We start from the raw sequence: 20,021 nt of genomic DNA on the forward strand, positions 1-20,021 counted from the left end.
ACATGACCACCCGGATGATGCTGTTGATGAGTGCCCTTGCCGTGCCTGCCTTTGCGCAGGAAGAGCGGCTGGATGTGTATGTTTATGATGGGTTTACCGCCGATTGGGGGCCGGGGCCGCTGATCGAGGAGGCGTTTGAGGCGGAGTGCGGCTGCGATCTGCAATTCCACCCCTCGGGGGACGGCGCGGCGATGCTCTCCCGGCTCCAGCTTGAGGGCGATCAGGCGGCGGCCGATGTGGTGATGGGCCTTGATATCAACCAGTTGGAGCAGGCCCGCAAGACGGGGCTCTTTGCCGCGCCGGAGACGGAGGCGACGCCGGAACTCTTGCCAGTCGAGTGGACCGATGAGATGTTCATCCCCTTCGACTGGTCCTATCTCGCCTTCATCTATGACAGCACGAAAATTGCCGCGCCGCCGAAGAGTTTCGAAGAGATGATCGCGATGGATGAGGACATCAAATTCGTGATGCAGGACCCGCGCTCCTCGGTCACGGGCCTCGGCGCGATGATGTGGGTGAAGGCCGCTTATGGCGACGACTCCGCGCGGATCTGGGAGGGGCTGGCCCCGCATATCCTCACCGTCACGAAAGGGTGGACGGAAGCATATGGTATGTTCACCGATGGCGAGGCGGATATGGTGCTGAGCTACTCGACCTCGCCCGCCTATCACATCATCGCCGATGAGGATGACACCAAGAAGGCGGCGGAATTTGAGGAGGGGCATTACCTCAATATCGAGGTGGCCGCGAAAACGGCAGCGGCGGATGCGCCGGACCTGGCCGAGGATTTTCTCGCATTTATTCAGGGGCCTGAGGTGCAGGCGATCCTGCCGACGGGCAACTGGTCCTATCCGGTCGTGATGCCGGAGGACGGCTTGCCGGAGGCGTTTGAGACGCTGATTGAGCCGGAGAAAGCCTTCCTGCTTCCGCCCGAAGAGGCCGATGCGCTGCGCGAGGAGGCGATTGCCGAATGGCGCGATATTCTCGCCCGTTAAGCGGCTGCGTGGCCTTTGCTGGAGGGCTCGCGGGGGCGGTCGTCCTCGCGCTGACCTTCGGCGCGGCGCTGGCACTGATCCTGCGCGCCGGCGGCACGGGCGGTTTTGTCCGCGCCGATTGGGTGGCCCTCCGCTTCACACTCTTTCAGGCGCTGCTCTCGGCAAGCCTCTCGGTCCTCTGCGCCATCCCGCTCGCCCGCGCGCTGGCACGGCGCGACTTTTCGGGGCGGGGGCTGCTCATCGGCCTGATGGGCGCGCCCTTCATCCTGCCGGTGATCGTCGCCGTTTACGGGCTGCTCGCGATCTGGGGCCGGTCTGGGCTCTTCTCCGACCTGCTCGCGCCGCTCGGGCTGGGGCCGATCCATATTTACGGATTGCCGGGCATCCTTCTGGCCCATATTTTCTTCAATATCCCGCTGGTGACGCGGCTTCTGCTGCAAGGTTGGGCGAGCATCCCGGGCGAGCGCTTTCGCCTCGCTGCGCAGCTTGGCTTCACCCCGTGGGACATGCTCAAACGGATCGAATGGCCCATGCTTCGCGCGGTGGTGCCGGGGGCGTTTCTGGTCGTGTTCCTGCTCTGCGTGACCAGTTTCGCCATCATCCTGACCCTTGGCGGCGGGCCGAAAAGCTCGACCATTGAACTCGCGATCTATCAGGCGGTGCGGCTGGAATTCGACCTTGGCAAAGCGGCACTGCTGGCGCTGGTGCAGCTCGCGATCTGCCTCGTCGCGGCTGGCCTGTCGGTGGCGATTAGCGGCACCGAGGATGTCAGCGACAGCATCGGCGGCCCGCGCCGCCGTTGGGATCGTCCCTCGCGGATCGACCCGTTGGTGATCCTGCTCGGCGGCCTCTTCCTGCTGCTCCCGCTCGGCGCGGTGGTGGCGGAAGGGCTGCCCGCGATCCTGAACGGCTTGCCGGACCGCGTCTGGAGCGCGCTTTGGCGGAGCGTCTGGGTTGCCCTCGGCTCGACGGCGCTTTGCGGCCTGCTCGGCCTTTCGCTGGCGCTGCTGATCCTGCGCTCGCGCTTCGGGCGGCTGGTCGAAACGTTGGGGGTGCTGACCCTCGCCGCCTCGCCTTTCGTCATGGGCACGGGGCTTTTTCTGATGATCCGGCCCTTCGCCAACCCACTGACGCTCGGCCTGCCGGTCACCGCGCTGGTCAATGCCGCGATGAGCCTGCCCTTCCTGCTCCGGGCCGTCCTGCCCGCGCTGCGCCAAGCCGAAGCGCGGCATGGCGCGCTCGCGGCGCAGCTTGGGCTTGGCGGGCTGACCTATTTCCGCGCCGCGCTCTGGCCCTCGCTCCGAACGCCGCTTGGCTTCGGGCTCGGCCTCGCGGCGGCGCTGGCCATGGGCGATCTCGGTGTGATCACACTTTTCGCTGACCCCAATACCGGGACGCTGCCGCTTCTGATGTATGACCTCATGGGCAGCTATCGCGGCGATGATGCGGCGGGCGTGGCGCTGATTCTGCTCAGCAGCTCACTGGGACTTTTCCTGCTTTTCGAACGGTTAGGACGGATATGATTTCGCTGGACAATTGCGTGTTTCGCCAAGGTCAGTTCACCCTGAGCGCCGATTGGACGCTGGCGGCGGGTGAAAAGGCCGCGGTGATCGGACCCTCTGGCGGCGGCAAATCCACCCTGCTTGGCGGGATCGCCGGGTTTCTCGCGCCCGAGCGCGGGCGTGTGTTGCTGGATGGTCAGGATATGCGGGGCCGCGCGCCGGCGGACTATCCGGTGCATATGCTCTTTCAGGAGGGCAATTTGTTTGCCGATCTCACGGCGATGCAGAATGTCGGGCTGGGGCTGCGGCCCTCGCTGAAGCTCACAAATGCGGAGCAGGAGGCGGTGGCCGAGGCGCTGGATGCGGTTGGCCTCTCGCGGATGATGGAGCGGAAACCGGCGCAGCTTTCGGGCGGGCAGCGGAGCCGCGTGGCGCTCGCGCGGGCGCTTTTGCGGGACAAGCCGATCCTCGCCATGGATGAGCCTTTTGCCGCGCTCGGCCCGGCCCTGCGGCGCGAGATGCTGGACCTGGTGGGCGAACTTCTGGTCGCGCGTGGCAAGACGCTGCTCATGGTGACCCATAGCCCGGCGGATGCGCGGGCGCTGAGTGACAAGATCATCCTCGTCGCGGGCGGGACGGCCCATGCCCCGGAACCCACGGAGCCCTTGCTCGACAACCCGCCGCCCGCGCTTGCCGATTATCTCGGGGAGGCTTTTTAAACGGAAAAGCCCCCGTCTCGGGGGCTTTGTGTGTCTTTCTGGCGTGCGCTGCAAAGGGCGCGTGAAAAAGGGCCCCGGAGGGCCCTTTTTTAGTTGGTATCTTTGCCGCCGAAGGTTTTGCGCTTGATCGGCGCCCACAGCTTCTTGTTGGTGAAGTAGAGCAGCACGGCGAGGATGCCGAGGAAGATCACCGCCGTCACGCCCGCCGATTTGCGGTGCTGAAGCTTCGGCTCTGCGGTCCACATCAGGAAAGCGGAGACGTCGAGGGCCATTTGCTCCACGGTCGCTTCGGTGCCGTCCTGATACTCGACGAGACCGTCCGAGAGAGGCGGGGCCATCGAAATATAGCCGCCTTCAAAGACCTCGTTTTCATAGAGCAGCGTGCCGGCTTGCTCCAGCTCTTCGCCGGTATAGCCAGTCAGGAGCGAAGCGATATATTCCGGGCCGCCCATGCCTTTGACGAGCTGCGCTATGCCGGTGCCATAAGGCCCGTGGAAGCCCGCGCGGCCTTTGGCCATCAGCGAGAGGTCCGGGGCATCCGCGGCCGTCACCGCCGGGAAATGATCATTCGGCTCGGCCGGACGCTCATCCCCATTCGGGTCGGTCACATAGATCTGCGAGGCGTAGGCTTTCACCTGCTCTTCCGCCATATGCGGACCGCCGGCATCGCCGAGGGTGCGGATCGGCACCTGACGCAGGCCGTGGCAGGCCGAGCAGACTTCGGTGTAAACCTGAAGGCCGCGCTGAAGTTGGTGCGTGTCGAATGTGCCGAACGGACCCTCAAAGGAGAAGTCGTAATCAGTAACGTGACCGCCGCCGCCCGCAGCCTGTGCGCCAGTCGCAAGGCCGAGGGTCGCAAGCGCGGCGAGGAGTGTTTTCTTGAACATCTTGTCTCTTTCCTTTCGCGCTTATTCTGCGGGGGTCACGCCGGCTTCGGTCGATTTCGGCGGGTAATGCGCGTCGAAATCAGCCTCGATCGTTTCCGGACGCGGCTCCGCTTTCTCGACCAGACCGAGAACCGGCAGGATGACGAGGAAATAGGCGAACCAATAGGCCGTGAAGATGATCGACAGCAGCCAGGTGTTGAGCCCGAAGGCGGAGAGGGTCTCGCCCTCAGCCAGCTCCAGCGACTCGCGCAGGGTTTCGACTTCGGTCAGGGACGCCCAGCCGGAGCGGATGGTCTCGCCCGCCGCATTCTCGACGCCCCAGCGGGACAGCAGAATGAAGTCCGTCAGCTGCGCGCCGCACCACATCAGGACGAGGAAGGCGACGCAAAGAAGCCAGAACGCGATCTTGAACATCGGGCGGTAGCGACCCGAGCGGACCGACGAGGTGTCGAGCCACGGCGTCAGCGCCATCACGACAATCGCGCCGAACATGGCGACCACGCCGAGGAATTTCGCATCGAGCGGCCCGATGTTGAAGGTGATTGCCCGCAGGATCGCGTAGAAGGGCAGGAAGTACCATTCTGGAACAATATGCGCGGGCGTCACCAGCGGATCGGCTTCGATATAGTTGTCCGGGTGGCCCAGATAGTTCGGCATGAAGCCGACAATCGCGAAGAAAATCACGAGGATCAGGACGAGCGCGAACAGGTCCTTGATCACGTAATAGGGCCAGAACGGTACGGTGTCTTTCGCGGCTTCTTCCTTCGAGGCGCGGCGGACCTCAACCCCGGTCGGGTTGTTGTTGCCGGTCGAATGGAAGGCCCAGATGTGGACGGCGACGAGGGCCGCGATCACGAAGGGCAGCAGATAATGCAGCGAGAAGAAGCGGTTGAGCGTCGCGTTCGAGACGTTCGGACCGCCGAGCAGCCAGGTCTGGATCGGCTCGCCAATGCCCGGAATGGCACCGAAGAGGCCGGTGATCACGGTGGCGCCCCAGAAGGACATCTGACCCCAGGGCAGAACGTAGCCCATGAAGGCGGTGCCCATCATCAGAAGGTAGATCAGGATGCCGATGATCCATGTGATCTCGCGCGGTGCTTTATAGGAGCCGTAGAAAAGACCCCGGAAGATATGCGCGTAAACGGCGATGAAGAACAGCGACGCGCCGTTCATATGCAGATAGCGCAGCATGTAGCCGCCATTGACGTTGCGCATGATATGCTCAACGGAATCAAAGGCCTGATCGACATGCGGCGTGTAGTGCATCACCAGAACGATGCCGGTGATGATCTGAAGCGCCAGACAGAAGGTCAGCACGATGCCCCAGATCCACATCCAGTTGAGGTTCTTGGGGGTCGGGATCATCAGCGTGTCATAGACGAGGCCAACGATCGGCAGGCGCTTGTGCAGCCAGCTTTCCGCCTTGGTCTTCGGTTCGTAGTGGTCGTGTGGAATTCCGGCCATGTCTTACCCCAGAAGCAGCGTTGTTTCGTTGACGAAGGAAGCGACCGGGATATGGAGATTCTCCGGTGCCGGGCCTTTACGGATACGGCCAGCGGTGTCGTAATGCGAGCCGTGGCACGGGCAGAACCAGCCGCCGAAATCGCCAGCACCATCGCCGAGCGGGATACAGCCAAGATGGGTGCAAACGCCGATCATCACCAGCCATTCGCCCGCTTCATCAAGGGTGCGGTTCGTGTCGATCGCCGGTGCATCGCCTGCGATATTCGGGTTTTCCGCCGTGGGGTCGATCAGGCCGGAGACATCTTCTAGCTCGCGCGCGGCGTTGATCTCGCTTTCCGAGCGGCGGCGGATGAAGACCGGCTTGCCCTGGAACATCACGGTGAGCTGGGTGCCCGGCTCAAGCGTCGAGATATCGACCTCGCGCTGAGCCTGCGCCTGCACATCCGCGGACGGATTCATCTGATTGACCAGCGGCCAGACCGCCGCACCAGCGGCAACGGCACCAGCGGCGCCCGTGGTTATATAGAGAAAATCACGGCGGGTTCCGTGTTGTTCATCCTGGGACAATGTCGTCTCCCCTTGCATGTCTCCCCGCGATGTTTGAGATCATCCCCATCCCGCGGTGAAAAATCGGCTAGGTCCGCGCCTCAAGTTTTCAAGGTGCAGTTCCGGCTTTGTGATATTCTGTAAAACCGCGCGGGTCCAGACGTGATTTTAGCGCAAGTGGAAGGAAACCATGCGTTTAGCGGTCTATCAGCCGGATATTGCGCCGAATCTCGGGACAATGATCCGCCTCTGCGCCTGTCTCGATTTGCCCATCGAGGTGATTGAGCCCTGCGGCTTTCCCTTTTCGGTCAAGGCGCTAAGGCGGGCCGCGATGGATTACGCGCATCTGGCCGAGATCACGCGCCATGACGATTGGGCGGCGTTTCAGAGGGGTGTGCCCGGGCGGCGTGTCCTTCTGACCACAAAAGGCGAGCAAACGATCTGGGATTTTGCCTTCCAGCCCGACGATGTACTACTCATGGGCCGGGAATCGGCGGGCGTGCCGGATGCGGTGGCGCAGGCTTGCGAGGCGCGCGTGGTGATCCCGATGGTGCAGGGCCGCTCGCTCAATGTCGCCGTGGCCGCCGGAATGGCGCTTGGCGAGGCAGTCCGCCAGACCCGCGAGCAGGAGCCCGCGCCCGATTAACGGATCTTTGTCAGCCCCGGTTGGCAGGCGCGAAAATCCCGCGTAACCTGCCGCCATCTGATCCGAAACGGAGCCTTGCATGACCCGTCTGCCTCGCAATGAGCCGCGCTTTTCTCAGCCTGTTCGGCAGATTCTCTTCATGTTGCTGGCGCTCATCGTCTTCGCCGCCGCCTGTGTGGCCGGAAGCGGAACCTTGCGGGCGATCATCATGTCCTCGCCGCTCCTGAACGGGATCATCCTCGCGGTGTTCCTCATCGGCGTGCTGTCCTGTTTCTGGCAGGCGCTGACCCTTGTGCGCGCGGTCTCTTGGATCGAGGGCTTCGCGCTCGACCGCCCCGGTTTCGACGTGACGGACCCGCCGCGTCTGCTCGCGCCGCTCGCGACGCTATTAAAGGAACGCAAGAACCGCCGCGCCATTGGCTCCAGCTCTGCCCGCTCGATCCTCGACTCGGTCGGCACCCGTCTCGACGAGGCGCGCGACATCACCCGCTACATTATCAACCTGTTGATTTTCCTCGGCCTGCTGGGGACATTCTACGGCCTCGCCACCTCCATCCCCGCCATTGTGGACACGATCCGCTCGCTCGGCGAACAGGGCGAGGGCGGCGATATTTTCGGCCAACTGATCGGCGGACTTGAGGATCAACTCGGCGGCATGGGCACCGCTTTCGCCTCGTCGCTCCTCGGCCTCACCGGCTCGCTCGTCGTCGGCCTGCTCGACCTCTTCGCCGGACATGGGCAGAACCGCTTCTATATGGAGCTTGAAGAATGGCTCTCCTCCATCACCCGCATTTCCTTCGCAGGCGGCGAGGAAGAAGGCGGCGGGATGAAAGAAGGGTTTGCGGCGGCGCTCGAACAGCTTGGCGACCGGGTCGATGACCTCGGCGCTGCGGTCGATGATCTCGTCATGCAAAGCGCGCGCGGCGCGGCGGCGACCGAGGATTTGCTCGGCCTGTTGAAATTGCAGGCGGAGAAAGAGGAGCCCGCGAAACCCGAAACGCCTGCGGAGCCGGTGATCGACCCCGCCATCCCGCTTCTGGAGCGGATCGCGGCGGCGCAGGAGCAATCCGGCACCGGCTCGGACAAGGTCGCCTTCCACCGCATCGAGACGCAACTCAATCAACTCATTGAGGAAATCGACGCCGGGCGGCAGGACAGCATCACCGCCCTGCGCGGCGATCTGCAGCGCCTCATCACCGCCATCGAACGCGCGACCGAGGCCTGACCCATGGCACTCGCGCGGGCAAAACGGCAACGGTTCACGGCAGCGATCTGGCCCGGTTTCGTGGACGCCATCACCGCGCTGTTGCTCGTCATGATGTTCGTCCTGTCGATCTTCATGGTTGCGCAATTCGTGCTCAGGGATCAGATCGGTGCGCAGGAAAACGAACTCTCGCGCCTCAACGCCGCGGTTGCTGGTCTCAACGCGGAACTGGCGCTGTCCAGCGACCAGATCTCCGAATTGGAGCGGCAGGCGGCGGCGCAAATGGACGAAGAGGAACGCTTGCAACTCGCCCTCGCGGCGGCCCGTGAGGAAATCGACGCCGAAACCGAGGCCGCGCGCCTCGCCGCCGCGCAGCGCGAAGCCGTCGAGGCGCTTCTGGCCGAGCGTGAGAGCGAGTTGCAGACAGCGCAAACCGAATTGGAAGAGGCGCAGACGGGATTGGACGCGGCACAAACCGAATTGGACGACGCCGAAACGGCCCGTCTCGCCAATGCCGCCGCGCTAGAGGCCTTGCGTGAGCGCTACGCGACGGCGGAAACCGACATGACCGACCTCGCCGCGCTGCTTGAAGCCGAACGCGCCAAGAGTGAAACGGCGGAGGCGGAAGCGGCGGCGCTGTCCGAACGCACGCAAACCCTTGCTCAGCAAATCGAGCGGATGAACACGCTTCTGGCCAATGTCCGCTCCGAAAGCGCGGACCGTCAGGAGGAAATCGATAGCCTCGGCGGGCGGCTCAATTCCGCCCTCGCCACCATTGCCGAACAGGAAGCCGCCGAGCGCGCGCGGCTCGCCGAAGAGGCCGAGCAACTCCGCCGCGCCCAATCCGACTTCCTCGGCCGCGTCCGCGACGTAATGGAGGGCCGCGAGGGGGTTCGCATGGTCGGCGACCGCTTCGTCTTCTCCTCCGAAGTGCTGTTCGACCCCGGCTCCGCCCAACTCGGCCCCGAAGGCCGCGCGCAAATCTCCAGCGTCGCCGAGGCGATCCGCGAGATTTCCGCCGACATCCCCGAGGAGGTGAACTGGGTCCTCCGCGTCGATGGCCACACCGATGTGACCCCGGTAGGCAGCAACAGCCGCTTCGAGGACAATTGGGACCTCAGCAACGCGCGAGCGCTCTCCGTCGTGCGCTATCTGGTTGACGAGGAAGGGATTCCCGCCAGCCGCCTCGCGGCCACCGGCTTTGGCGAATTCCAGCCGCTCGCCTCCGGACGCAGCCCCGAAGCGCTCGCCGCCAACCGCCGGATCGAGCTGAAATTCACTGAACGTTAACGCGCGCAGCCCTTGATTGGCCCGCCCGCTCGTGCCATCTCTCGCCGCACAATGAAACTTCTCGGGGCGGGGCGAAATTCCCCACCGGCGGTGACAGCCCGCGAGCGCTCGGCACAGCCGAGGTCAGCAGATCCGGTGAAATTCCGGGGCCGACGGTGACAGTCCGGATGAAAGAGAAGGGGCCGCCCGCGGCCCTTGCAGCCTTGAGTTATGCGCAAGGAAGGAACCCGCATGACTCTCACCCATCTCCACCGCCCGCGCCGCGGCGCGGCCCTGATGATCGGCGCCGGCGCGCTCTTCGCGCTCGCCAACACCGCCGTGCAATACGCTGTCATGAGCCAATCCGTCAGCGCGCCAAGCGTCGCTTTCTGGCAATATGGCATCGCCCTTCTGGCCATGCTGCCCACTCTTCGCGGCTTCTCGGCTTTGAAAACGCAGCATCCTCTCAGCCATATCCTGCGCGTCGCCCTCAGTGCGGCGGGCATCCAGCTTTGGGTGATGGGCCTGGCCTATGTGCCGATCTGGCAGGCCATCGCGCTGGTTATGCTGTCGCCGTTTTTCGTGACCATCGGCGCGTCCGTCTGGCTCGGCGAGGCGCTGACCCTGCCGCGGATCGTGGCTGTGATCACAGGCTTTGTCGGCGGGATGGTCATCCTCGCGCCATGGTCCGAAAGCTTCGATCTCCATGCGCTCTACCCGGTCGGCGCGGCGGTGTTCTGGGCGGGCGTGTCGCTGCTCACCAAGAAACTCGGCGCGCGCGATTCCGCGCAAACCCTCACACTCTACCTGCTGCTCCTGCTCACGCCCTTTAACGCCATCGTCGCCCTGCCAAGCGGCTTTGCGCTCCCGCTCGGGCTCACCGGCGCGACGGTCCTCGGCGCCGGGCTCGCCACCGCGCTGGCGCAATTCATGCTGGCTCGTGCTTACCAGATCGCCGATGCGAGCTATCTCCAGCCCTTCGATCACCTCAAACTGCCGCTGAATGTCGCCCTCGGCGTGCTGGCTTTCGGCTTCATCCCGCCCGGCACACTCTGGCTCGGGGCGCTTCTGATCGTCGGCGCGTCCTTCGCGCTCTACCAGATCGAAACGCTGCAAGTGAAAGCGCGCGCATAAAAAAACGGGGGCGCGTGGCCCCCGAAGTCAACAGGAAAGGAAGGTGACGGCGCTAGTCTTTCAGACCAGGCGCGCCGTCGAATTTCTTCTCAAGACTGTCCCAGCAGTCGACGTAATTGTCCTGCAGCGGCATCTCATTGGCGGCGAAGGCCGTGAGATGCTGCGGGAAACGTGTCTCGAACATGAACTGCATGGTGTTGTCCTGCTTGACCGGCTTCATCGGCTCGTTGGAGCCATGCTCGAACGCGTCGCGATCCGGGCCATGCGGCAGCATCATGTTGTGCAGGCTCATCCCGCCGGGGACGAACCCCTCGGGCTTGGCGTCGTAAATGCCGTAAATATTGCCCATCAATTCGGACATGATGTTCTTGTGATACCAGGGCGGGCGGAAGCTGTGCTCAGCCACCATCCAACGTTCGCGGAAAAGGACAAAGTCAATATTCGCCGTCCCTTCCTGACCCGACGGTGCGGTCAGAACGGTGAAAATCGACGGATCGGGATGGTCGAACAGGATCGCACCGACGGGCGAATAGGTCCGCAGATCGTATTTATAGGCACAATAATTGCCGTGCCACGCGACGATATCGAGCGGCGAATGATCGATATAGCTCTCGTGGAACTGGCCGCACCATTTGATGACCACACGTGATTTCGCTTCGCGATTCTCAAAAGCCGCCACGGGGCATTTGAAATCGCGCGGATTGGCGAGACAGTTGGCGCCGATCGGCCCGCGCCCCGGAAGATCGAATTTCTGGCCGTAATTCTCGCAGACAAAGCCACGCGCCGGGCCTTCGATCACCTCAACACGGTAAACGAGGCCGCGCGGCAGGATGGCAATTTCCTTCGGCTCCAGATCAATGATGCCAAGCTCGGTGCAGAACCGCAGTTTGCCCTCCTGCGGAACGACCAGAAGCTCACTGTCGGCGGAATAAAAATACTCATCTTCCATGGACTTGGTGACCAGATAGAGATGCGTCGCCATCCCAACCTGCGTGTTCACATCGCCCGCCGTGGTGACGGTGCGCATCCCCGTGATCCAAGTCAGATCTTGCTCACTGTGCGGCAGCGGATCCCAGCGATATTGGCCGAGGCTGATGACATCAGGGTCCACATTTGGGGCGGATTTCCAATAGGGCAGGTCGATTTTCTCAAAACGGCCGACATGCTTCACCGACGGGCGGATCCGGTAGCACCAAGTCCTCTCGTTCTGGCCACGCGGCGCGGTGAAAGCGGTGCCGGAAAGCTGCTCCGCATAGAGACCATACTCGACCTTTTGCGGGCTGTTCTGACCCTGCGGCAGCGCGCCCGGCAGGGCTTCAGTTTCAAAATCATTCCCGAATCCAGGCATATAGCCCTCATGGGTGCCGGTGGTATCCGTCGCCCGGATCATGCCCTTCGGAAGCTCTTGGCTGGTCATGTCATCCTCCTGATTCTGCCGCGCGGCAATGGTCAACTCTTGCCCACAATAATCAGTTGCAAATGCAACTAAGTCAAGCGAAACTTGTCGCATCCACAACAATGGGGTATCGCCCTTAACAACTTCAAAAGGCGGGATAGAAAATGACTGGACCGGGCTTCGATCTTGATGAATTTCTTCCGTATTTGCTGAACCGGGCGGCCGAGCGCGCCAGCCGTGGGTTCGAGGCGATTTACAAATCGCGCTATGGGATGACGCGGACGCAATGGCGCGTCATGGCGCATCTGGGGCAGTTCGGCCCGCAGCGCGCGAGCGAGATTTGCGCGCGGGCGCTGGTGGAAAAAACCAAGGTCTCGCGGGCGGTGAAGGCGCTGGAAGATAAGGCGCATCTGCGCCGCGAAAAATCCATCGCGGATCGCCGCGCCGAGACGTTGATGCTGACCGATGCGGGGCGCGAGGTCTTTGCGGATCTCAGCCGCGAGGCGGTGCGATTCGATGATGAACTCCGCGCGGTGATGGGGGTGCGCGACAGCAGCGAGTTGCAACGTCTGCTGCGCGCTTTGGGGGAGATGCGCCCGCCCTCAGGTAATGAGCGCGAGCGATAACCACGGCACCCCGATAATCAGCGCGAGGCGCAGAATATCGGCGAGCCAGAAGAACAGAATCCCCCGAAAGATCGTTCCGAGCGAGACATCCGGCAGCACGGAGCGCATGACGAACACATTCATGCCCACGGGCGGCGTGATCAGTGAGACCTCGGTGACGACCACCACAATCACGGCGAACCAGATCAGCGCGGTATCGGGGTTCGACAGGATGTCGAGGCCGAAATCGAGCTGATAGATCAGTGGGTAGAAGACCGGCACCGTCAGCAGGATCATCGACAGGCTTTCGAGAACGCAGCCGAGGATCAGGTAGATCACCACGATCACGGCGAGCACCCACCAGGCGCTGATCTCGCGGTCAAAAACCAGATCGGCAAGCGCGTCGGGCAGGCCCGCATAGGTGATGAAATTGCCGAAAATCTCCGCGCCGATGATGATCGCGAAGATCATGGCCGAGGCGGTGGCGCTGTCGAAAAACGCGCTCCAGATGTTTTGGCGGGTCAGCCCGCCCATGATGGCTGCGATGAAAAGGGCCGCAGCCGCGCCCATCCCGGCGGCTTCGATAGGCGTGAAGAACCCGCCATAGATACCGATCATGATGAAGGCGAAGAGGCCGAGCGTTGCGATCACGCCGAAAAAATCGCGGCGGGACATGGGCTCGGATTCGGTCACGGGCGGGGCGAGGTCCGGGTTCAGGCGGACGGCGACCATCACCGCGAGCAAGTAAAGAACCACGCCGAGCAGGCCCGGAATGATGCCTGCAAGGAAGAGTTTGCCAATATCGCTTTCGGTCAGCAGGCCAAAGATGATCATGACCACTGAGGGCGGAATGAGGATCCCGAGCGTCCCGCCCGCCGCGATAGAGCCGGTCGCGAGACTGTCGTGATAGCCGAAACGGCGCATGGAGGGCATCGCCACTTTCGACATGGTCGCGGCTGTCGCGAGGGACGAGCCGCAGACCGCCGAAAAGCCGCCGCAGGAGAGAACGCTGGCCATGGCGAGGCCGCCGCGCATCCGCCCGAAAATGCGGTCCGCGCCGACGAAAAGCCCGTGGGCGATGCCGGAGACGGCGAGGATATTGCCCATCAAAATAAAGAGCGGGACGACAGACAGTGAATAGTTCAGCCCGGTCTCATAGACCGCATTGCCGACCATCGCGCCCGCGGCGGAAAAGTCGCGCATGATGGCGAAGCCGACGCCGCCAACCGCGGCCATGGCGAAGGCGATCGGCACGCGGGCGAACACCATGATAAGAAGGATCGCAAAAGCGATAAGGGAGATGGTCACGGGGTGTCCTCTTGAGCGTCCTGCACGAGGGCAGGGGCCTGCGTCGTCGGGCGGCGCAGCAGCATGATAAGGGCGGAGACAAAGCAACTGAGCGCGGCGCCGTAAGCGAGCGGCGCAAGCGGAAGCGACAAGGCGCTGGTGCGCGCGCCGTCATGGCCGAGCGTGTTGCCCTGAAGCACCAGACGGTAGCCGAAATAGGCCAGCACACAGGCCGCACCGATCCCGGCGAGCCGTCCCAGCAGGCGTTGCACCCACTCGGGCAGCAGATGGAGCGCAAGATCGACCTCCACATGACTGCCCGCCGCCGTGGTGAGGGGCAGCGCCGCGAAAACCAGAGCGCCGAGAAGCACTTGCGTCAACTCATAGGCCCCGGTCAGCGGCGCGTTGAGCACATAGCGCCCCACCACGTCGATGCAGGTCACAAGGGTCAGCCCCAGCATCAAAAGGATGCAGAGGCCGCCCAAAATGTGCTTGGCAGCGGTCATTCGCTGCCCACGCCCGTCGCCGCGCGGAAGGCTTCGAGTGCGGCGGTGCCGTCGAACTCTTCACCCAAGCTCTCGGCCCACGCGGCTTCCTGCTCGGTCGCCAGCTCGCGAATGCGAACCTCAACCTCTTCGGGCGCCGGATACAGCTCGATGCCCGCCGCATTGATCTCTTCCTTGGCGGCATCATCGGCGTCATTCCACGCGCCGCCGACGAGTTCCGCAAAGGCCGCACCGGAAATGCCCTCAATCGCCGCTTGATCTTCCGCCGAAATCTCGTTCCACTTGTCCTCATTGGCGACGAGGAACCATGTGGTGTTGTAGATCCCGCCCGGCACGGTCATCGAATATTTGATGTCCTCGGTCAGGTTGAACGCGGTCAGCGCCTCATAGGTGAAGGCCACCCCGTCGATCACGCCGCGCGACAGTTTTTCATAGACTTCCGGGGAGGACATGAAGAGCGGGTCCATACCAAGCCCGGTAAACAAATCAGCCACATAGCCGCCCGGCACACGGATTTTCAGGCCCGAGAAATCATCGACGCTTTCGATCTTGCGCTGGTTGTTGTGGAAAAGGCCCGGCCCGTGCATGAAGAGGCCGAGCAGTTTGGTGCCCTCATGCTCTTCCGCAGCGCCAAGCTGGTTGGTGTAAATGTCCCAATAGGCTTGCGAATTGGCCACCGCGTCGTCGCCAAGGAAGCTGAACTGGCCGAGCCGCGCATTGGCGAAACGGTCATCCTCGGTGAAGCTGTGCAGGCCGTACGTGATGTCCGCAACGCCGTCTTTCGCCATGTCGAAATGCGCGGGCGGCGAGCCAAGCGGCTTTTTCAGCACGCGCACGGTCACGCGGCCTTCGGTCACTTCCTCCACCTGATCGGCCCAGGGCTCAATGGCGTTCACCACGATTGGATGGCGCGGCGGCAGCCAGCTCGACAGCACAAGCTCGGCCGAGAAGGCCGGCAGCGCGGTGGTCGCAAGAAGGCCGATCAGCGGCAAGTTAAGATGTTTCATGTAGTCCTCCCAATAGTGGCACTATGCCGGTTTGAAATCGTCAGGATGCGCACTCGCAATAGCGGCATTTTGTGAACAAGCTGCTTCGATGGCGCGGATGCGTGGAAATTTTTCAACCTCCACCCCCCAGCGATGCGCGTTATAAAGCTGCGGTATCAGGCAGCATTCCGCGAGTCCGGGCGTGTCCTCATAGCAAAACTGCCCGGCTCTGGGGTGATTGAGAAGCGCCTCAACAGCTGCGAGGCCGCGCTCAATATTCTCGGTATTCCAATGGTTTTTGACGTCCTCGCCGCCGATGGCTTTGATCTTTTTCAGGACGGCGAGATTGTTGAGCGGGTGGATCTCCATCGCAATTGCATGGGCAATCGCGCGGACCACGGCCCGACCCGAGGACGACGACGGCAAAAGCGGCGCGGCGCGGCGGGTCTCGTCGAGATATTCGAGAATCGCCAGCGATTGAGTGAGCGTTAGCCCGTCAATTTCCAGCGCCGGAACAAGCCCTTGCGGGTTGCGCGCAAGATGCGCGTCACCGCGCTGTGCGCCCGCAAGCAGGTCCACCGACACCCGTTTGTAAGCTATCCCTTTGAGCGCGAGGCCGATCCGCACCCGATAGCTCGCCGAACTGCGCCAGTAATCGTAAAGGATCACGCTCATCATTTGCTCTCCTTCGCCGCCTCAAGCGCTTCAAGAAGCGTCTCGAACTTGCCGATATGATTGGCAAGAACAAGGATCAGCCGCGCGTTGAACGCATCACTCTCTTCTTTGCTGAGACCCTCATGGGCGCTCAATAGCGCTTCGTAAAAATCATCAGGCCGGGTGAGTTTGGGATCGGTTTTCAAGCTCATGACACCCTCCCGGTGGCGCGGCGGAGCGCGCTGCGCATAGCGGTCTCTTCGAACTCTGGCCAACGCGCGGCGATGTGCTGGTCGGGACGGAGCAGATAGACGGCCTGCGGCGCATCGCCGAGAAAACGTGCGGCCAAGGCGCCGCTCGGGTCCTGATCGCTTGTGATCACAAAGGGTCGCAGTGCGATGTCGTCGTCCGTCAGATCCGTCGGCACGTCCGTGTTGATCGCCAGCAGCGTGAAATCGCCGGTGTTCATGTGATTCAGCAAAAAACCCTCATCGAGCGGCGCATCGGGGCAGGGCGCACCGGGACGCGAGGTCGCCGGACCCTCGGCGAGCGCATCATCGCTGTTCAGCGGCGAGCCGTCATGGATGCACGGCACCGAGAGCCGCCCGGAATTCACCAGCGGGCGCGCAAAGGCGTGGGTTTTTGACAGGCTCAATACCGCATCGCGGAGAATCCGGCTCATATCGCTTCTGGGCGTGATGAAATCGGTCGCGCGGGTCGAGTTGAGAATATTTTCATCCGCGCCCTGCACGCGTTCCGCCTCATAACTGTCGAGCAGGGCTTCCGGCGCGTGCCCCTTGACCACCAGTGCCAGTTTCCACGCAAGATTGTCGCTGTCCTGAAGCCCCGAATTCGCACCGCGCGCGCCGAACGGGCTGACCTGATGGGCCGCATCGCCCGCGAAAATCACGCGATCATGGCGGAATTTCTCCATCCGGCGGCATTGGAAGGTGTAGATTGAGACCCATTCGAGGGTAAACGCAACCTTCTCCCCCAGCATCTCCTTGATCCGCCGGGTGACATTTTCCGGTTTCTTTTCCGCCGCTTTGTCGATGTCCCAGCCGAGTTGCAGATCGATCCGCCAGACGCCGTCGGGCTGTTTGTGGAGCAGCGCGGACTGGCCGGGATTGAAGGGCGGGTCAAACCAGAACCAGCGCTCCGTCGGGAAATCCGCGTCCATCGTGACATCGGCGATCAGGAAATTGTCCTCGAACACACGCCCGACGAAATCGAGCCCCATCAGCTTGCGCGTCGGTGAGCCGGCCCCGTCACAGGCGACGACCCAATCGGCTTCGGTCTCATAGCCGCCCTCGGGCGTTTCGATCTTGAGGAGCACATGGCCGTCCCGCTGCTCCAGATCCGTGACCCGGCTCATCCCGCGTAAACTCACCGGTGCGCCCTCGGCCTGCAACGCGTGGAGCCGCGCGACGAGATGTTGCTCCAGATAATATTGCTGAAGGTTAACGAAGGCGGGGCGCAGATGGCCCTCTTCGGGCAGGAGATTGAAGTCGTAAACCTCATCATCCTTGAAAAACACGCGCCCGACATTCCAGCGCACGCCCTTTTCTACCATCGGCTCACCGCAGCCTAGACGGTCGAGAATTTCCAGCGGACGCTTGGCGAAACAGATGGCGCGGCTGCCCGAACTCACCTTGTCGTTGTCGTCGAACACCACAGTCTCGACGCCGTGCTGCGCAAGATCAATCGCCGCCGCAAGCCCCACGGGACCCGCGCCGATGATGGCAACGCTGTGGCGCTGCGCATGGCCATCCTGCTCCGCGACTCGCGCGTAGGGATAGAGCGGCGTTTCAAAAATCTTGCCCATCGGTCCTCCCAAACCGATTACCGGGGACCCGCGCGACCTCCTCGCCGCGCGGGCCATGTTTTAGCTGCCCTGAAGCTGGTCCCACATCTCGCGGTCGCGCTCGGCGGTCCAGATGCGGGGCGTATCGATCCCTTGCGCCTCGTCATAGGCGCGGGCGACGTTGAAGGGCAGGCAGTGCTCGTAAATCGCGTAATCGCCAAATTTCGGATCGCAGGCAGCCCGCACCGCGTCCCAGGCATCCTTGAGCGAGCCGCCGCGTTGTGCGACCCGCCGCGCCGGATCAAAGGTCGAGCGGATGAAATCCGCCGTATTGTCCAGCGCCTTGTTGACCATCTCTTGGCCGACCAGCGCATCGCCGCGGCCCGGTGCAATTGCATCGAGATCAAAGGCGCGGATGGCCTCAATCGTCTGTGGCCAATCCCGGAAATGCCCGTCACCACAATAACATGCGCTGTGATATTCGACGATATCACCGGTAAACATAACGTTCTCATCGGGCACATGAATCACGATGTCGCCCGCCGTATGCGCCCGGCCCAGATGCATCAGATCGACGCGGCGGCTGCCAAGGTAAACGGTCATGCGGTCGCTGAACGTCTCGGTCGGCCAGGTCAGGCCCGGAATTTCTTCATGCCCCTGAAAGAGGCGGGGAAAGCGGCCAAATTCGCTGTCCCAATCTTCTTGCCCACGCTCGACGACCATCGAGCGGGCCTTCTCGCCCATAATTACCGTCGGCGCGCCGTAAGCCGACGCCCCAAGCACCCGCACGGCGTGATAATGCGTCATGACCAGATGGCTGATCGGCTTGTCCGTCACTTCGCGAACCTTCTCGATCACCTTGCGGGCAAGGCGCGGCGTGGCCTGCGCCTCGACGATCATCACGCTGTCATCGCCGATGATCACGCCTGTATTCGGATCGCCCTCGGCAGTGAAGGCCCAGAGATCGCGGCCGATTTCGGTAAAGGACACCTGCTTTTCCGCCATATCACCGGCGGAGGCGAATTGCTTGCTCATGAGTTACTCCTTCGCGGGCAGGACAGTGCCGACACAGGGGCCGAAACCGATGCGGTAGCCATCGCCCTGAGCATAGCCGTGCAGAGCCACTTCGTCGCCATCTTCGATAAAGATGCGTGTGTCGCCGTTTTTCAGCGTCGCTGGTTTCTTCCCGGCTTCCGTCATTTCCAAGAGCGCGCCGGTCTGATCTTTGCTCGGGCCGGAGATCGTGCCGGTTCCCAGAAGATCACCCACCCGCATCGGACAGCCTGACGAGCTGTGATGCGCGAGTTGCTGCGCCGAGGAGTAATACATCACGTTGTAATTGGTTTTGCTGAGCATTTCGCCATTGAGCGACCAGCCGAGCGTGATGTCGTAAAGCCCCGGTTTCTGCTCATGCAGATAGGGCAGCAGGTCGTTCACACGCTCCGCGCCCTCGCTGCGGAAAGGCTCCAGCGCCGCCGTCGTGACGATCCATGGCGAGATCGTAGTCGCCGTCGCTTTCGACTGGAAAGGGCCGAGCGGCTGATATTCCCACGCCTGAATGTCCCGCGCCGACCAGTCGTTGAGCAGCACATAGCCGAAGATCATGTTTTCGGCGTCCTCGACACTGAGACGCTCGCCCATGGTCGACGGCTGGCCGACAATCGCGCCCATTTCGAGTTCCAGATCAAGGCGTTCGCAAGCGGCCCATCTCGGCCCGTCTTCGCCCTTGAGCTGCCCCATCGGGCGGATCACATCGGTGCCTGAGACCACCACGGAGGAGGCGCGGCCATTATAACCAATCGGCATATGCGTCCACTGTGCGGGCAGGGCGTTTTCGGGGCCGCGGAAAAGCACGCCGACATTGAAGGCATGATTCTTCGAGGCATAAAAATCGGTGTATTCGGTGACGTGGATCGGCAAATGCAGCGTGGCATCCGCCATGGCGACGGTCGGCGTCTCTTCGTTGCCGCCCTCTTTCAGCAGATCCTGAAGCGCGGCGCGGGTCTCCGCCCATTTTTTTGGACCAAGCGCCATGAACCCATTCAGCGCCGGTTGAGAAAAGGTGCCATCCGCGTCGATCAGGCTCTGTGCTTCGCAGGCGGCGAGGTCCACGATCCGGTCCCCGATGGCGACCCCGCAGCGCGGCGCGTCCCCGACCGAAAACACACCATAAGGCAGGTTCTCAATCGGAAAATTGCTCTCCGCCGCATTGGCGCTCTCAATCCAGCTCTTCATCCGATCCTCCAAATTAGTTGCAAACAAAACTATCAGGCCAGGCGCATCCGCTCAAGACTCTATTTTCGTGAGGATGAAGGAATTCCTACCGTGTTGTTTCCTTTTGATTTTATTTTGAAAATTAAAGAAATATGTGCGTACAGCGCAGTTAATTTTTCTTTCGGCCCTCAGCCGGGGGCGTG

The 20,021-nt window shown here is 62.4% G+C and carries 20 protein-coding genes and 1 riboswitch; of the genes, 8 read left to right on the plus strand and 12 right to left on the minus strand.

What is annotated here, in order from left to right; genetic code table 11:
- Positions 1-2 precede the first annotated feature (2 nt).
- Genes thiB through ACMA5I_RS01910 form a run of 3 tightly spaced genes read left to right on the plus strand, consistent with a single transcriptional unit; the run spans position 3 to position 3,216 of the window.
- A complete protein-coding gene (gene thiB / locus ACMA5I_RS01900; protein WP_525884530.1) occupies positions 3-995 on the plus strand; it encodes a thiamine ABC transporter substrate binding subunit in 993 nt (330 codons plus the stop codon).
- A complete protein-coding gene (locus ACMA5I_RS01905; protein ID WP_525884531.1) occupies positions 971-2,518 on the plus strand; it encodes a thiamine/thiamine pyrophosphate ABC transporter permease ThiP in 1,548 nt (515 codons plus the stop codon). The genes thiB and ACMA5I_RS01905 overlap by 25 nt, the downstream gene beginning before the upstream one ends.
- Positions 2,515-3,216 (plus strand): thiamine ABC transporter ATP-binding protein, encoded by a 702-nt coding sequence (locus ACMA5I_RS01910; protein ID WP_525884532.1) that lies wholly within the window; start codon positions 2,515-2,517, stop codon positions 3,214-3,216. Before ACMA5I_RS01905 ends, ACMA5I_RS01910 begins: the two co-directional genes overlap by 4 nt.
- 89 nt (positions 3,217-3,305) lie before the next feature.
- On the opposite strand, the gene ACMA5I_RS01915 is transcribed toward ACMA5I_RS01910, so the two are convergent.
- The 3 genes from ACMA5I_RS01915 to petA are packed head-to-tail and all read right to left on the minus strand — an operon-like array spanning position 3,306 to position 6,134.
- A complete protein-coding gene (locus tag ACMA5I_RS01915) occupies positions 3,306-4,103 on the minus strand; it encodes a cytochrome c1 (protein WP_525884533.1) in 798 nt (265 codons plus the stop codon).
- Positions 4,104-4,124: 21 nt separating this feature from the next.
- Positions 4,125-5,567: a cytochrome b gene (locus tag ACMA5I_RS01920; protein ID WP_525884534.1), complete on the minus strand. Its 1,443-nt coding sequence runs from the start codon at positions 5,565-5,567 to the stop codon at positions 4,125-4,127.
- A gap of 3 nt (positions 5,568-5,570) precedes the next feature.
- Positions 5,571-6,134, minus strand: a complete 564-nt coding sequence (gene petA / locus ACMA5I_RS01925) for a ubiquinol-cytochrome c reductase iron-sulfur subunit (protein ID WP_525884535.1) — start codon at positions 6,132-6,134, stop codon at positions 5,571-5,573.
- Positions 6,135-6,303: 169 nt separating this feature from the next.
- Here petA and ACMA5I_RS01930 point away from each other — a divergent pair, with 169 nt between their 5' ends.
- The 4 genes from ACMA5I_RS01930 (at position 6,304) to ACMA5I_RS01945 (ending at position 10,366) form a co-directional block, all read left to right on the plus strand.
- On the plus strand, positions 6,304-6,759 hold the full coding sequence (locus ACMA5I_RS01930) for a tRNA (cytidine(34)-2'-O)-methyltransferase (RefSeq protein WP_525884536.1): 456 nt from the start codon (positions 6,304-6,306) through the stop codon (positions 6,757-6,759).
- 79 nt (positions 6,760-6,838) lie between these two features.
- Complete coding sequence (locus tag ACMA5I_RS01935; protein WP_525884537.1) at positions 6,839-7,984, plus strand: biopolymer transporter ExbB; 1,146 nt, start codon at positions 6,839-6,841, stop codon at positions 7,982-7,984.
- A gap of 3 nt (positions 7,985-7,987) precedes the next feature.
- Complete coding sequence (locus ACMA5I_RS01940) at positions 7,988-9,253, plus strand: peptidoglycan -binding protein (RefSeq protein ID WP_525884538.1); 1,266 nt, start codon at positions 7,988-7,990, stop codon at positions 9,251-9,253.
- 53 nt (positions 9,254-9,306) lie between these two features.
- Positions 9,307-9,436: riboswitch (FMN riboswitch) on the plus strand.
- Between the two features lie 48 nt (positions 9,437-9,484).
- On the plus strand, positions 9,485-10,366 hold the full coding sequence (locus ACMA5I_RS01945) for an EamA family transporter (protein WP_525884539.1): 882 nt from the start codon (positions 9,485-9,487) through the stop codon (positions 10,364-10,366).
- A 52-nt stretch (positions 10,367-10,418) separates the two neighbouring features.
- On the opposite strand, the gene hmgA is transcribed toward ACMA5I_RS01945, so the two are convergent.
- A complete protein-coding gene (hmgA, locus tag ACMA5I_RS01950; RefSeq protein WP_525884540.1) occupies positions 10,419-11,783 on the minus strand; it encodes a homogentisate 1,2-dioxygenase in 1,365 nt (454 codons plus the stop codon).
- 143 nt (positions 11,784-11,926) lie between these two features.
- Here hmgA and ACMA5I_RS01955 point away from each other — a divergent pair, with 143 nt between their 5' ends.
- Positions 11,927-12,388 carry a MarR family winged helix-turn-helix transcriptional regulator gene (locus tag ACMA5I_RS01955; RefSeq protein ID WP_525884541.1) on the plus strand — a complete coding sequence of 154 codons (462 nt, stop codon included), beginning with the start codon at positions 11,927-11,929 and terminating at the stop codon, positions 12,386-12,388.
- Here the strand turns inward: ACMA5I_RS01955 and ACMA5I_RS01960 are convergent.
- Genes ACMA5I_RS01960 through fahA form a run of 8 tightly spaced genes read right to left on the minus strand, consistent with a single transcriptional unit; the run spans position 12,365 to position 19,839 of the window.
- Entirely contained in the window at positions 12,365-13,675 is a 1,311-nt protein-coding gene (locus ACMA5I_RS01960; protein ID WP_525884542.1) for a TRAP transporter large permease, read from the minus strand. The two genes, ACMA5I_RS01955 and ACMA5I_RS01960, sit on opposite strands and share 24 nt — an antisense overlap.
- Entirely contained in the window at positions 13,672-14,160 is a 489-nt protein-coding gene (locus ACMA5I_RS01965) for a TRAP transporter small permease (protein WP_525884543.1), read from the minus strand. Before ACMA5I_RS01965 ends, ACMA5I_RS01960 begins: the two co-directional genes overlap by 4 nt.
- On the minus strand, positions 14,157-15,167 hold the full coding sequence (locus ACMA5I_RS01970; RefSeq protein ID WP_525884544.1) for a TRAP transporter substrate-binding protein: 1,011 nt from the start codon (positions 15,165-15,167) through the stop codon (positions 14,157-14,159). The genes ACMA5I_RS01965 and ACMA5I_RS01970 overlap by 4 nt, the downstream gene beginning before the upstream one ends.
- Positions 15,168-15,188: 21 nt before the next feature.
- A complete protein-coding gene (maiA, locus tag ACMA5I_RS01975; RefSeq protein ID WP_525884545.1) occupies positions 15,189-15,824 on the minus strand; it encodes a maleylacetoacetate isomerase in 636 nt (211 codons plus the stop codon).
- Positions 15,821-16,012: a DUF2783 domain-containing protein gene (locus ACMA5I_RS01980; RefSeq protein ID WP_525884546.1), complete on the minus strand. Its 192-nt coding sequence runs from the start codon at positions 16,010-16,012 to the stop codon at positions 15,821-15,823. Before ACMA5I_RS01980 ends, maiA begins: the two co-directional genes overlap by 4 nt.
- On the minus strand, positions 16,009-17,625 hold the full coding sequence (locus ACMA5I_RS01985) for an FAD-dependent oxidoreductase (protein ID WP_525884547.1): 1,617 nt from the start codon (positions 17,623-17,625) through the stop codon (positions 16,009-16,011). Before ACMA5I_RS01985 ends, ACMA5I_RS01980 begins: the two co-directional genes overlap by 4 nt.
- Positions 17,626-17,685: 60 nt before the next feature.
- Entirely contained in the window at positions 17,686-18,639 is a 954-nt protein-coding gene (locus ACMA5I_RS01990; RefSeq protein ID WP_525884548.1) for an MBL fold metallo-hydrolase, read from the minus strand.
- 3 nt (positions 18,640-18,642) lie between these two features.
- Positions 18,643-19,839, minus strand: coding sequence for a fumarylacetoacetase (gene fahA, locus ACMA5I_RS01995; protein ID WP_525884549.1), 1,197 nt, complete (start codon positions 19,837-19,839; stop codon positions 18,643-18,645).
- Between the last annotated feature and the right edge of the window lie 182 nt (positions 19,840-20,021).

This window comes from Jujubicoccus corallicola (assembly GCF_047345645.1).
Lineage (GTDB): Bacteria > Pseudomonadota > Alphaproteobacteria > Rhodobacterales > Rhodobacteraceae > JBLEFH01.

Coding starts and splice junctions, on each gene's coding strand:
- ACMA5I_RS01940 (WP_525884538.1), top strand. CDS start 7,988: ATGGCACTCGCGCGGGCAAAACGGCAACGGTTCACGGCAGCGATCTGG.
- ACMA5I_RS01920 (WP_525884534.1), bottom strand. CDS start 5,567: ATGGCCGGAATTCCACACGACCACTACGAACCGAAGACCAAGGCGGAA.
- ACMA5I_RS01965 (WP_525884543.1), bottom strand. CDS start 14,160: ATGACCGCTGCCAAGCACATTTTGGGCGGCCTCTGCATCCTTTTGATG.
- hmgA (WP_525884540.1), bottom strand. CDS start 11,783: ATGACCAGCCAAGAGCTTCCGAAGGGCATGATCCGGGCGACGGATACC.
- ACMA5I_RS01930 (WP_525884536.1), top strand. CDS start 6,304: ATGCGTTTAGCGGTCTATCAGCCGGATATTGCGCCGAATCTCGGGACA.
- ACMA5I_RS01985 (WP_525884547.1), bottom strand. CDS start 17,625: ATGGGCAAGATTTTTGAAACGCCGCTCTATCCCTACGCGCGAGTCGCG.
- ACMA5I_RS01990 (WP_525884548.1), bottom strand. CDS start 18,639: ATGAGCAAGCAATTCGCCTCCGCCGGTGATATGGCGGAAAAGCAGGTG.
- ACMA5I_RS01905 (WP_525884531.1), top strand. CDS start 971: ATGGCGCGATATTCTCGCCCGTTAAGCGGCTGCGTGGCCTTTGCTGGA.
- ACMA5I_RS01910 (WP_525884532.1), top strand. CDS start 2,515: ATGATTTCGCTGGACAATTGCGTGTTTCGCCAAGGTCAGTTCACCCTG.
- ACMA5I_RS01955 (WP_525884541.1), top strand. CDS start 11,927: ATGACTGGACCGGGCTTCGATCTTGATGAATTTCTTCCGTATTTGCTG.
- fahA (WP_525884549.1), bottom strand. CDS start 19,839: ATGAAGAGCTGGATTGAGAGCGCCAATGCGGCGGAGAGCAATTTTCCG.
- thiB (WP_525884530.1), top strand. CDS start 3: ATGACCACCCGGATGATGCTGTTGATGAGTGCCCTTGCCGTGCCTGCC.
- ACMA5I_RS01970 (WP_525884544.1), bottom strand. CDS start 15,167: ATGAAACATCTTAACTTGCCGCTGATCGGCCTTCTTGCGACCACCGCG.
- maiA (WP_525884545.1), bottom strand. CDS start 15,824: ATGATGAGCGTGATCCTTTACGATTACTGGCGCAGTTCGGCGAGCTAT.
- ACMA5I_RS01945 (WP_525884539.1), top strand. CDS start 9,485: ATGACTCTCACCCATCTCCACCGCCCGCGCCGCGGCGCGGCCCTGATG.
- ACMA5I_RS01935 (WP_525884537.1), top strand. CDS start 6,839: ATGACCCGTCTGCCTCGCAATGAGCCGCGCTTTTCTCAGCCTGTTCGG.
- ACMA5I_RS01980 (WP_525884546.1), bottom strand. CDS start 16,012: ATGAGCTTGAAAACCGATCCCAAACTCACCCGGCCTGATGATTTTTAC.
- ACMA5I_RS01915 (WP_525884533.1), bottom strand. CDS start 4,103: ATGTTCAAGAAAACACTCCTCGCCGCGCTTGCGACCCTCGGCCTTGCG.